Source organism: Mesorhizobium sp. M7A.F.Ca.AU.001.01.1.1 (assembly GCF_004022735.1).
In the GTDB taxonomy this organism is placed as follows: Bacteria; Pseudomonadota; Alphaproteobacteria; order Rhizobiales; family Rhizobiaceae; genus Mesorhizobium; species Mesorhizobium ciceri.
On record NZ_RZPF01000141.1, the window covers coordinates 1 to 10,957 of the forward strand.

Below are 10,957 nucleotides of genomic sequence, written 5' to 3' on the forward strand. Positions count from 1 at the left end.
TGGCTGTTTCCGGTTTCATCCCTGTCATCTCGCTCCGCTCGCTGCGGTCCCGCCGGCCGGCTGTCCCAGTATCGTCACCAGCCTCGGCCCTTCAGCTTGGTCAGCGTCGCTTCGAGGTCGGCCAGATTGTCGGCGGCAGTGCCGTCGCCCGAGAGCGTGTTGTGAACAGCGTTCCAGAACTGGCTCGACGCCTCGTTGTATTTGATCCTGGTGGCGGCCGAGGGGCGCGGCACCGCATTGAGAAAGATCTGCTTCCAGCGCGGAATAATCGGGTGTTCCATGGCAATGTCGGCATCGTCATACAGCGCCTGGATGGTCGGCAGATTGGACGTCTTCAGCGCGCGGTATTTCTGCATCGCGGGCGAGGCAATGAACTTGACCAGCTCGATCGCGGCATCCGGATGCTTCGAATATTTGGAGACCGCGAGGTTCCAGCCACCCAGCGTCGCGACCGGTCGGGCGCCTTCGCCGGTGCCGGCCGGCAGCGGCGCCACGTCGAACTTGCCCTTGATCGGCGAGCCCTCGCCGTTGCCGAGCGCATAGGCATAGGGCCAGTTGCGCATGAACACCGCGTTGCCGGTCTGCCAGACGCCGCGCGATTCCTCTTCCTGGTAGGCGAGCACGCCGGGCGGCGCGATGGTCCCGACCCAGCCCTTGACCATATCGAGCACCGCCGCCGCTTTTGGATTGCTGATGGAGATGGAGCCGTCCGGCTCGATGATCTGGCCGCCGCCATTCGACATCACCCATTCGAGCGCGTCGCAGGTCAGCCCCTCATAGGCGTTGCCCTGAAAGACGAAGCCCCAGATATCCCGATTGCCGGCTGCACGTTCCTTATCCATGACCAGCCTGGCGGTGTCCGCCAGTTCCTTCCAGGTGGCCGGCACCTTGGCGCCATATTTGTCGAGGAGATCCTTGCGGTAGTAGAGCGCCGGCGCATCGGTGAAGATCGGCAAGGCGACGAGCTTGCCATTGACGGTCTGCGACCGGATGATCGACGGGAAATGCTCGGCCACGATGTCCCTGGTCGCTGCGGTCAAATCGACGAGCTGGCTGGCGAGCTGCGGCGCCCAGATCACGTCCGTCTGGTAGACGTCGATGTCGCTGTTTCCGGCGGCAAGCCACAGCCGGTACTGGCCGAACTGGTCGGTCCCGGACGTCGGCATGACGACGATGTTGACCTTGTTGCCGCTGTCTTTCTCGTAACGGTCGAGGATCTCGCGCAGCACCTTGATGCCGTCGCCGGTATCGCCCGACACCATCGACAGCTCGACGGCCCGCGCCGGCGTACCAATCAGCATGGCGGCGACGCCGAGCGCCAGGAATGCGTGAGAAAACTTCATGGTGATGGATGTCCCTCCGCAGCCGGCGACAGGAAACACTCCACGCGCCGGCAGCTTGTCGGACCCCGCCTTCCATTGAATGCGAAGCGGCGCTTTGGGTTCCCAAATCGCGCCGTTCCTGCGTGAGGCGACACCCATCAGGGGGTGTTGAGATTCAGGTCAGGCCGAGTCGAAAATGGTGGTTTCCGAGAACCGGAGCGGAGCGTACTTTTGGGTACGTGAGCACCGGAAGCGCAGGAAGCCATCATTTGCAGGCCGGCATCACCTGAATATCAGCACACCCTAGCCTTCCCAGGCGACAGGCATCATCCCCAGCCGCTCATAGAGCCGGACGGCGGCGGGATTCTCGACCGTGTTGGTCTTGAGGTCGACATGGTCGGCGCCGCGTTCGCGAAAAACGGCGAAGGCGTGCCACATCAGCGCTTCGGCAACACCCTTGCCGCGCGCCTCGGGATGAACGGCAAGATCCTTGACGAAGGCGCGGGTCCAGCACAGCGCCGCCGCCGCCAGCCGGCCCTTGGCGTCGATGACGAGGAAGCACAGCGCCGGGTCGAATTCGGGATCGTCCGCGATACGCGGCCACCACTCGTCGAACGGACCATCGGCGCCGTCATCGAACACTTCCGTCAAAAGCGCATGCAGGGCGGGCGCGTCACCAGGCTCGAAACTGCGCATGACAAAGCCGTCGGGCCAGTGCGGCGGAACCAGCGTCTCATCGAGGATCTTGCGCAGCCGGATGTCGTTCAGGGCCGGCGGGCGCGGTTCAGGCATCGCGCTCAGGCGTCGGGTTGCAGGCGACGGCGCTGGCGGTCGCGGCCAAGGCCGGTCGCCTCGAGCAGGCCCTTGCGCTTGGCGTCGTAATAATAGCCGGTCTGATAGAGCCAGTCGGCCTTCTTGGCGTTGCCGCCGGCCACCAGCCAGGCGCCGCGCAGATATTTGACCGCGTATTTTAGATTGGTTTCGGCGTCGAACAGGCCCTTGGCCGGTCCGTCATAGCCCATGCCGCGTGCCGTCGCGTGCTTGATCTGCATCAGTCCCCAATGGCCGTTGTTGTAGGCTTTCGGGTTGAAGGTGCTCTCGCGGTTGACGACATGGCGCACCAGGTCCACCGGCACCTGGTAGATCGCCGCATATTTCTCGATCAGCCGCTCGACATCGCCACGCACGCCCGTCGCGTGTTCTTCTTGCACGGGCCCTGCCGGAAACTGGACCAGGGCCGCCGGGTTCTGCGGCACGACATAGGCGACCTGCTGGACGCCGGGCATGCGGTCGCCCTTGGCGGTTGCCGGCACGATCAGCCCCGCGGTCGTATAAGTCTCGGCCGCCTTGACCGGTTCGTTCGCATTTGCCGGCGGCGGCGCCTGCCAGGCATTGGCGGTCATCACCGCGGGCACGGCTGGTGCCGCCGGTGTCGATCCGGCAAAAGCGGCGGTCGCCGCAGCCGGCTGTGCGGCGGAATCGGGCGGCAGCTCGGCCGTCTGAACGGGGGCGATCCCCGATGATTCCGGCAGCACCGAAACCGTCTCCGGCAGAGGCACGGTGAAGCCGGCATCAGCGCCGGCGGCGGTCGCTGTTTCGGTGAGAGCAGGCGCGGACTTCATCTGCGAGGTCGACGTGCAGCCGCTGATGCCGGCGGCGGCCAGGATCACGCCGATCGCGATAAGGTTGAGTTTTGCTGGCAAGCCGCGCTCGGGTCCGGTTTGTCGGGTTGTTAAGAAATCCCTTACACCAGCGATTCAGGCCGGGCAATCGGGGCGATCAGGTGGTTTTCGGGTGGCGAGACGCGGGCGGCGATGCCATATTGTTCCGGATATGTACTGGGACGAATCCCGGATTTCGCCACTTTGCGGGAAGGAACGCATCATGGTCACGACAGCTTCGATCACGGCCGGCCACGCAGTGTTAGAAACAGTGATCGGTTTCATGGGCATTGCCTGGAGCGAAAAGGGCCTGATCCGGCTCTGCCTGCCCGAACGCAGCCGCGAAGCGGTGGAACGGCGCCTGCTGCGTCACGGTGGCGTTTCCGCTTCCACGGCGCAGCCGCCATGGGTGGTCGAGCTGATCGCAGCGATCAAGGCCTATGCGGCGGGCGAGGATGTCGATTTCTCCGCCGTACCGGTCGATCTCGACGGCGTCGACGATTTCCGCCTCGCCATTTACGACGCGGCGCGAAAACTCTCCTTCGGCGAAACCACCACCTATGGTGAGCTGGCCAAGACCGCCGGCCATGCCGGGCTCGCCCGCGAAACCGGGGCCGCCCTTGGAGCCAATCCGGTGCCGCTGGTCATCCCTTGCCATCGCATCCTTGCCGCCGGCGGCAAGATCGGCGGCTTCTCGGCGCCGGGCGGCTCGGTCACCAAGGAGAAGATGCTGGCCATGGAAGGCGTGCGCGTCGGCCCGCCGCCGCCGGCGCAGGTATCGTTCGGGTTTTGAGCGGCGGCCGGCGCTGGCAGAAGGCCTGGATCAGTACATCGGTCGCTTATTGACCGGGTTGGCGGGCACCGGCTGCATCACGTCCCAATGCTCGGCGATCTTGCCGTTTTCAACGCGAAAAATGTCCACGATGACGGTCTCCGGCATGTTACCTGCCCTCGGTTGAACGACCTGGGTCATGACGAGGTCGCCTTCGGCGATCACCCGCTTGAAGTCGACTTTTTGTTTTGGCCAATTGGCGACACCCATGCTTTCGAGAAGCTTTTTGACCGAGTCTCGGCCATCCGTCATCGTCGGGTTATGCTGAATGTAAGCCTCGGCCCAATAGCGGTCCAGCGCGGTAAGGTCATGGTCGCCGAACAGCGCCTGATAGGCTTTCAGGACAAGCGTCCTGTTTTTTTGAGTCAATTCATGCTGTTGCAGCACCTGCTTGACCGGCTTGGTGTTTTCCGCATGCGCCGCGGCGGTGAGCGCCGCGACCGCGAAAGCGGCCGCCGCGAAGGATTTAAGTTGCAGCACGGATGTCTCCCTCGGTTGCTTCGGTGTCAGGTCAATGCGCGCGCAACGAGCACCGTATCGACATACTGCCGCATGCGGATGATCTTGCCGTCCCGCAGTTCGTAGAGATGAGCGAAGGGGGCCGTCATGGATTTTCCCGTCGCCTTATATGTACCGGAATACACGCCGAAGGCCGCCACCCGGTCGCTATCGGCAATGAAGCTGTGCACGTCGGCGTGGTATCCGATCCACTCCGAGCCGAGCCGCTTGAAGACCCCCTGCATCAGGGCCTCGATGCCGACATAGGTGCCGGCATAGGGGAATCCTTCCGCCTCGGTCCATTCGATGTCGGCGGAAAGAACGGCCAGCAGATTGCGGCCGTTCTCCTCGGAAGTTCCCTCGTAGGTTCTACGGATCAAATCGAGGTTCGTCGCCATGTCAGCCCCACTTCATCTCGCCCTTGGCGACCTTGGATCCGACATCGAGGGCGACGCCCATACCGAGGCCGGGGAAGCGGGTCTCCATGGCGGCCTTCAACGCGGCGCTGTCTGCCGCCTTGTCCAGTTCTTCCTCGAAGGTGAGGAGATAGGACTTGGTGAACTCCACCGCCGAAGGACCGATCGCGGCATCGGGGGCCATGTGGCCGGGCACCACGACAGCGGGCTTGCGGGCGGCAATCGCGTCCAGCGTCTTGATCCAGGCGGCGCGGCTTTCCCTGGTCTGCGTGTCGGCGGTCCAGACGTGAACGCCCGAGAAGATCATCACCCCGCCGAAAACGGCATTGAGCGACGGCACGAACAGATAGCGGCGGTTGGCCAATCCTTCTTCCGCATTGACGATCTCTACAGTCTCGCCATCGACCGTCAGCGTTGCGCCGTCGAATGCCTCGGGGAGGACGATGTCGGAAAGCGCCTGCGGGCCATTTTCCTTCAGTTGCGGACCCCAGACGGCGAGCTTCTTCTCCACATTGCCCTTGATGGCTTCCAGCGTGGCGGAGGCAGCGATGACTTTTGCCTCCGGGAAGGCGTCCCGCACCGGCTTCAGGCCGAAGTAGTAATCGGGATCAGACTGAGTGACATAGATGGTGGTCAGCTTCTTGCCGGTGGCCTTGATGGCATCGGCGAGCGCCTTGCCGTCCGGATAGGTGAAGCCGCCGTCGATCAACAGGGCTTCGCTCGGCCCCGACAGCAGCACCGGCGCACGGAAGAAACCGTTTGGACCCGCCGGGAAGTGTTTCCAGCCAAGCTTGGCGCCGGCGGCCTGGCCGCTGTCGATGGGCGCGAAAACGGCGGTTGCGCCGAGGACCAATGAGGTCTTCATGATCTGTCTCCTCGTGAACATGGAATATCTCCGTTGAATGAAAGGGGATCGGGTGCGGCTACGGGCCCGCAGGGCGGACGGTAGACGGCACGGTAAGCCCTCTGGATTAATCAATAAATTGGCCGTAATAATACAAACTGTATGTTGAAAGCTTACAATGAGCCTTCGTGGTGGAATCGATAAACCTCAATCGCCTCGCCTATTTTGCCACCGTGGTCGACGCAGGTTCCTTTACCCGCGCGGCCGAGCGGCTTGGCATCACGAAAACAGTCGTCAGCCAACAAGTCGCTCGCCTCGAGGCTGAGCTGCGGACCACGCTTCTCGTGCGCACGACGCGAAGGGTCGAGCCGACGGAAGCAGGCCGTCTTCTGCATGCACGCTGCGTTCTGATCCTGCGGGATGTCGAAGAAGCGGTCGCCGAGGTTGGCGAGGCCAACGCCGAGGTGGCCGGTGTGCTGCGTGTTTCCGCGTCCAATGACTATGGCGCGATCGTGCTGGCCCCGATCGCCGCCCGCTTTCGCCAGAGATTTCCGGCCTGCGGCGTCGAACTGGTCATTTCCGATGCCATAATTGACTTGATCGGCAACAAGATCGACCTGTCCATCCGGGTTGGCTGGCTGGATGACTCCAGCCAGCAGGCGCGACGCATCGGCACCTTCCGGCAAATCCTGGTCGCGTCGCGGGATTTCGCGGCCGGGATCAGGGTGGACAAGCCGGAAGATCTTTCTTCCTTGCCGCTCGTTGCCAATGCCGTGCTTCGCAAGCCGTTCACCTGGAACTTCACCCGAGGCGATTCCGAGCCGCGCACCATCACCCTGCGCGAGGCGTTCTCCATCAACTCGACGCCCGCCGTACTGGAAGCGACGCTCGCCGGCGGCGGACTGGCAGTTCTGCCGGACTATCTGGTCGTCGACTATCTATCGCAGGGGCGCCTCGTCCACGTGCTCCCCGACTGGGCGCTGCCCTCCGGCGGCATTCACGTGGTCTATCCGGCGGCGCGCTTTCGCCCGCAAAAGGTGACGCAATTCGTATCCATGCTCACGGAGCATATCCGGGATTGAGAGCAATGGCTGCCGGTCGACAAGCGCTAGTTGTTATGGAAGAACCGCCGGCGGAAATGCCGGTCGTTGTCCGACCGCTTGCAGTTGTAGACCGGGCAGGACTTTGTGTCGGCGCTCGGCACGTAGGCTCGTGTCCTCACCTCGCCCATGCTGCAGAATCGCTGGCTCTGCACATAGCGGTCGTAGAGCGACAGTCCCGGCACCCGCTTCGACTGGTAGCGCAGGATGACCGCCCCCTGCCGGGCGATCGTCGCCTGAACGTTGCCGCAACTCATACGCGTCGGGTCGTAGCGCGAGATCGCCTGAGCCTGAGCGGCGACAAGCGTCAGGCAGGCGGCAAGCAGAATGGTTTTCATGGTCCTCTCCCTGATCCGCCGCCCAGGGACGTCGCGATCCGTCGTGACGCTCTCACGCGATTAGGGCGGCCATTGGGCAGCGCCCTGATCACGGCTTTCTCACACAGTCTTGTTTTTTGTGCGAAAGCAGCCTATATGCCTTCCATTGATATTTCGGCCGATCGATCCGGGCCTCGCGATAATCGCGTTTGCTGACGTCTATCTCCAAAATCTCGATGCACACCGGCTGGACCTCGGTCCGGTCAATCTAAAGCAAATGTGAAGGACTATCTAAATGGCAACTGGAACGGTCAAGTGGTTCAACGCCACCAAGGGCTTCGGCTTCATTCAGCCTGACGCGGGCGGCGCGGACGTATTCGTCCACATCTCCGCTGTCGAGCGTGCTGGACTGTCGACCCTGGTCGAAGGCCAGAAGATCAACTTCGAGATCGAGCAGGACCGCCGCACTGGCAAGTCGTCCGCTGGATCTCTGAGCAAGGCAGCCTGATTTTGCGATAGCGCGCGCCGGGCGAGAGTTCGGGGCGCGCGGCAAGTCACGGATGTACTGACAGTCGCGCGAGAAGCGCGCTGGAGCGGAAAGACCCGACAAGCTGGATCAGCAGATAGCTGCCAGCCCGGACCGGACGCTCCCGATCAGGCTACCAAGCATGGGAAGGCGGGATTTATCCCGCCTTTTTTGCTGTCTGGGTTAGGTGGCGCAGCCCGCACTATGGTTCCAACTTGTGGTACTTTTAGCCCAGTAGTGGTACCATTCGGCCATGACCAAACTTGAGCAGATCGAAAAATCCGTCGCCGAACTGAGCCCCGAGGAACTGAAGGCGTTTGCCGCCTGGTTCGAGGCGCTCCAGGCGGATATGTGGGACCGGCAGATGGAAGCCGACGCGAAGGCGGGCCGTTTGGACAGGCTTGCCGAACAGGCGCTGGCTGACCATCGCGCTGGTCGGACGCGGCCTCTGTGAACCACGTCGCCTCTCCATCGTTCTGGGAGGCTTATGAAAAACTGCCATCGTCAATCAGAGCAAAGGCGGACAGGCGTTTTGCCCGACTGCGTTCGATCCTTTTCATCCCTCACTGCATTTCAAACAGGTCGGTCGCTATTGGTCGGCGCGAGTTGACGAAAACTATCGGGCTGTTGCCATACGCAACAATGAAGATGTGATCTGGTTCTGGGTCGGCACCCACGCCGACTACGACCATTTGTTGAAATAGCCCCTCCTTCAGGAGGAGAAGGCTACCCCACCCACTCGATCGGCACATGCCCCGGATCCGCTTCCACGCGGCCAAGCCATGCCGACACCGCCGGATAGGCGTCGAGCTGGAAACCGCCCTGCTCCGCCGTATGCGTATAGGCATAGAGCGCGATGTCGGCGACGCTGAGCGCGCTGCCAGCGAAGAAGGCATTGTTTTCCAGATGCCTGTTCATCACGCCGAGCGCCTTGTTGCCGCGCTCCAGCGTCACCGCCAGCCGCTCCGGGGTCGCATCCCCAGCACGTTCGGGAAAGGTCAGCAGCGCCTTGCGCACGGCTATGTAGGGCTCGTGGCTGTATTGTTCGAAGAACAGCCATTGATACGCGAGCCCACGCTCATACCTGTCCGCCGGCAGGAAGCGTGTGCCTTCGGCGAGATAGAGCAGGATGGCGTTGGATTCGGCCAGCCGCCGGCCATCGTCGAACTCGAGCAGCGGCACCATGGCGTTCGGGTTCTTGGCGACAAAGTCGGCTTTGCGTGTGTCGCCTGTGTGCGAACTCACCTCGACGTTGGTGAAGGCTAGGCCAAGCTTCGCCATCAGCAGGCGCGGCTTGTAGCAATTGCCGCTGTCTATCATGCCGTAAAGTATCATGGCTGTTCCCCCGAGCACTGTCTCCGCGCGATTATCGCAGCGGCGGCGGACTCAACCAATGATTTGTTTTGTCGCGACGATCAGCGCCGCTGATGTGTGAATAGTGGCGCCCCTAGCCGAACAGCGGGACGACATTGCCGCCGGTACCCAGCAGCGTGTCGATGTTCAGTGGCTCTTCCTCGAAAACGGTCCCCGCCAAGGCTGGGCGGGCGAGGAGAAAACCCTGCAGCAGGTCGACGCCGCCTTCGAGCGCGGCGCGCAGATGGGTGGGCTGCTCGATGCCTTCGACCAGCACCTTGGCGCCGCGGTCATGCAAGCTGGAAACCAGCGGGCGGAAGAACCGTTCGGCGGCAGCGTGGCGACAGAACTCCGCGAACCAGGTGCCGTCGATCTTGACGATGTCGGGCTTGAGCAGGCTCACCCGCTCCTCGGTCGAGTGCCCGGTGCCGAAATCGTCGATGGCGATGCGGATGCCGTCGCGCCGCATTTCGCGCACCAGCCGCGCGAGAAGCGCGTCGTCCGCCGCCTGTTCGGTGATTTCGCAGACCAGCATGGCCGGCGCCAGGCCGAACTCGCCGAGATGCCTGGTCATCAGGCGAATCTCGGCCAGTGCCCGCCCGGCATGGTCGTTGATCAACGGATTGTAGTTGAAGAACAGGTCGAGCCCGTCGACGCCGATATTGCGAAAATTCCTGAGATGCAGCGCCCGGCACATGGTTTCCACAAACAGCCGGTCCGAGACGGCAACGCTTTCGAAGAATATCTTTGGCGCGCCGGGGCGGCCCGCACGGTGCGGCTCGATCAGGGCTTCGGCCGCGACCGCGTGAAGGAACCGGCCGCGCGGCGCGAAAATCGGCTGATAGGCGCTGCGCAGCCGGAACTCGCCATACATGCCGTATTCGATGCCGACTTCGTCGACCCGGATCGCATCGCCGACATTGCGCCGCCGATCACCTCTCATGTCGCCACGCGACGCCCAAAGGCCTTGACCGGCCGCGCCGAAGGCGTTGCCACGGCAGCAGCCGACGTGTCGACGGCAGCAGCGACAGGCGCCTGCCCGGCCTTGTCGAAGACGCCAAAGCTGGTCGGCGCCAATTCGGGCCGCGCCAGCACGAAACCCTGCACCATCGACGCACCCGATTTCTCGGCGAGCTCCAGTTGCCAGCCCTCCTCGATGCCTTCGAACACCGTATGGATGCCTTGCTCCTCGAAGTTCTTCACCATGGTGGTCAGCAACGCGAAGCCGGCGCCGGACTCCATCAGCTGCGTGATCCAGTAGGCATCGAACTTGACGATATCCGGCTTCAACTCCTTGACCCGGTTGATGTCGGAATCGTCGGCGCCATAGTCGTCGACGGCGATGCGGAAACCGTTGGCTCTCAATGCCGCGACGAAGCCGTGCAAGGCTTCCTGCGACGCCGACCGCTGCTCGGTCACCTCGCAGACGACGCGACGCGGGTCGATGCCGGCCTCGTGCAGCACGAGCCGCATTTCGCGCAAGGCAGCGTCGGCAACAGTGCGTTCGGTGAACACCGACGGGTCGAAATTAACAAAGATCGACGCTTCCTGCGGCAGGCAGGCACCGGCGTTGAGAAGATGCAGCGTCCTGGTCAGCGCCTCGATATGCAGCCGGTCGGCGGCCGGACAGGTCGAGAAGAAATTCATCGGCGATTGTGGCTCGCCGTCGCGGAACGGTCGGATCAGCCCTTCGAACGCGACCACCGACAGCTTGCCTTCCTTGAAGGCGAAGATCGGCTGGAAAGCGCTTTGCAACGTGTAGATGCCCCAGACACCGGTGGAGGTGCCGTCGTCCTGACGGATGATGTGGGCAAGCCCGACGCTGCGCGACACGGTTCCTCGCTCCGCAATTGGTCTGCGATCCTGCCACTCAAGCCTCTACCGCTCGTTAATGAATTTATTGTTGCCGACCCCGGGTCCGATCACAGCTCCTTGAGACCTGGATCAGCCGACAATGCTTGCGTTGCGCGAAATCATGCGACATGAGAAGCGCCGCGGTCGCTCCTGGCCGCGCCGATCTTCCATGGAGACGTCAAGCTCATGGCCTTTCTTGCCGACACCCTTTCGCGCGTGAAGCCTTCCGCCACC

The 10,957-nt window shown here is 62.9% G+C and carries 14 protein-coding genes and 1 pseudogene; 5 read left to right on the top strand and 10 right to left on the bottom strand.

Annotation, left to right across the window (positions count from 1 at the left end; genetic code table 11):
• Positions 1-74: 74 nt before the first annotated feature.
• The 3 genes from EN884_RS11335 to EN884_RS11345 form a co-directional block, all read right to left on the bottom strand.
• Positions 75-1,343 (bottom strand): ABC transporter substrate-binding protein, encoded by a 1,269-nt coding sequence (locus tag EN884_RS11335; RefSeq protein WP_063170315.1) that lies wholly within the window; start codon positions 1,341-1,343, stop codon positions 75-77.
• Between the two features lie 282 nt (positions 1,344-1,625).
• Positions 1,626-2,114: a GNAT family N-acetyltransferase gene (locus EN884_RS11340; protein WP_024504138.1), complete on the bottom strand. Its 489-nt coding sequence runs from the start codon at positions 2,112-2,114 to the stop codon at positions 1,626-1,628.
• Positions 2,115-2,119: 5 nt separating this feature from the next.
• Complete coding sequence (locus EN884_RS11345; RefSeq protein WP_027162099.1) at positions 2,120-3,025, bottom strand: lytic transglycosylase domain-containing protein; 906 nt, start codon at positions 3,023-3,025, stop codon at positions 2,120-2,122.
• A gap of 181 nt (positions 3,026-3,206) precedes the next feature.
• Between EN884_RS11345 and EN884_RS11350 the strand changes: the two genes are divergently transcribed.
• A complete protein-coding gene (locus EN884_RS11350; RefSeq protein ID WP_013530095.1) occupies positions 3,207-3,776 on the top strand; it encodes a methylated-DNA--[protein]-cysteine S-methyltransferase in 570 nt (189 codons plus the stop codon).
• Between the two features lie 30 nt (positions 3,777-3,806).
• Here the strand turns inward: EN884_RS11350 and EN884_RS11355 are convergent, their stop codons facing one another.
• From EN884_RS11355 to EN884_RS11365, 3 genes are read right to left on the bottom strand one after another with little or no spacing between them, the layout of a single operon-like run.
• Positions 3,807-4,295 carry a nuclear transport factor 2 family protein gene (locus tag EN884_RS11355; RefSeq protein WP_063168800.1) on the bottom strand — a complete coding sequence of 163 codons (489 nt, stop codon included), beginning with the start codon at positions 4,293-4,295 and terminating at the stop codon, positions 3,807-3,809.
• Positions 4,296-4,321: 26 nt separating this feature from the next.
• Positions 4,322-4,711: a nuclear transport factor 2 family protein gene (locus EN884_RS11360; protein ID WP_063168801.1), complete on the bottom strand. Its 390-nt coding sequence runs from the start codon at positions 4,709-4,711 to the stop codon at positions 4,322-4,324.
• Between the two features lies 1 nt (position 4,712).
• Positions 4,713-5,615 carry an MBL fold metallo-hydrolase gene (locus tag EN884_RS11365; RefSeq protein ID WP_063168802.1) on the bottom strand — a complete coding sequence of 301 codons (903 nt, stop codon included), beginning with the start codon at positions 5,613-5,615 and terminating at the stop codon, positions 4,713-4,715.
• Positions 5,616-5,764: 149 nt separating this feature from the next.
• Between EN884_RS11365 and EN884_RS11370 the strand changes: the two genes are divergently transcribed.
• Positions 5,765-6,655 carry a LysR family transcriptional regulator gene (locus tag EN884_RS11370; RefSeq protein WP_024504141.1) on the top strand — a complete coding sequence of 297 codons (891 nt, stop codon included), beginning with the start codon at positions 5,765-5,767 and terminating at the stop codon, positions 6,653-6,655.
• A gap of 26 nt (positions 6,656-6,681) precedes the next feature.
• Here the strand turns inward: EN884_RS11370 and EN884_RS11375 are convergent, their stop codons facing one another.
• Positions 6,682-7,011 (bottom strand): hypothetical protein, encoded by a 330-nt coding sequence (locus EN884_RS11375; RefSeq protein ID WP_063168803.1) that lies wholly within the window; start codon positions 7,009-7,011, stop codon positions 6,682-6,684.
• A gap of 274 nt (positions 7,012-7,285) precedes the next feature.
• On the opposite strand from EN884_RS11375, the gene EN884_RS11380 reads away from it, so the two are divergent.
• The 3 genes and pseudogenes from EN884_RS11380 (at position 7,286) to EN884_RS39485 (ending at position 8,220) form a co-directional block, all read left to right on the top strand.
• Entirely contained in the window at positions 7,286-7,498 is a 213-nt protein-coding gene (locus tag EN884_RS11380; protein ID WP_010910991.1) for a cold-shock protein, read from the top strand.
• A 271-nt stretch (positions 7,499-7,769) separates the two neighbouring features.
• Positions 7,770-7,970 carry a hypothetical protein gene (locus EN884_RS11385; protein ID WP_013530089.1) on the top strand — a complete coding sequence of 67 codons (201 nt, stop codon included), beginning with the start codon at positions 7,770-7,772 and terminating at the stop codon, positions 7,968-7,970.
• A pseudogene (locus EN884_RS39485) lies at positions 7,967-8,220 on the top strand (hypothetical protein). The gene EN884_RS11385 and the pseudogene EN884_RS39485 overlap by 4 nt, the downstream one beginning before the upstream one ends.
• A gap of 22 nt (positions 8,221-8,242) precedes the next feature.
• Here EN884_RS39485 and EN884_RS11395 read toward each other — a convergent pair.
• The 3 genes from EN884_RS11395 to EN884_RS11405 all read right to left on the bottom strand — a co-directional run bounded on the left by EN884_RS11395 (position 8,243) and on the right by EN884_RS11405 (position 10,702).
• The gene (locus tag EN884_RS11395) at positions 8,243-8,851 is read right to left on the bottom strand and encodes a glutathione S-transferase family protein (protein ID WP_013530087.1); all 609 of its coding nucleotides are present in this window, start codon (positions 8,849-8,851) and stop codon (positions 8,243-8,245) included.
• Between the two features lie 112 nt (positions 8,852-8,963).
• Entirely contained in the window at positions 8,964-9,812 is an 849-nt protein-coding gene (locus tag EN884_RS11400) for an EAL domain-containing protein (RefSeq protein ID WP_063168804.1), read from the bottom strand.
• Positions 9,809-10,702 (bottom strand): EAL domain-containing protein, encoded by an 894-nt coding sequence (locus tag EN884_RS11405; RefSeq protein ID WP_063168805.1) that lies wholly within the window; start codon positions 10,700-10,702, stop codon positions 9,809-9,811. The genes EN884_RS11400 and EN884_RS11405 overlap by 4 nt, the downstream gene beginning before the upstream one ends.
• Between the last annotated feature and the right edge of the window lie 255 nt (positions 10,703-10,957).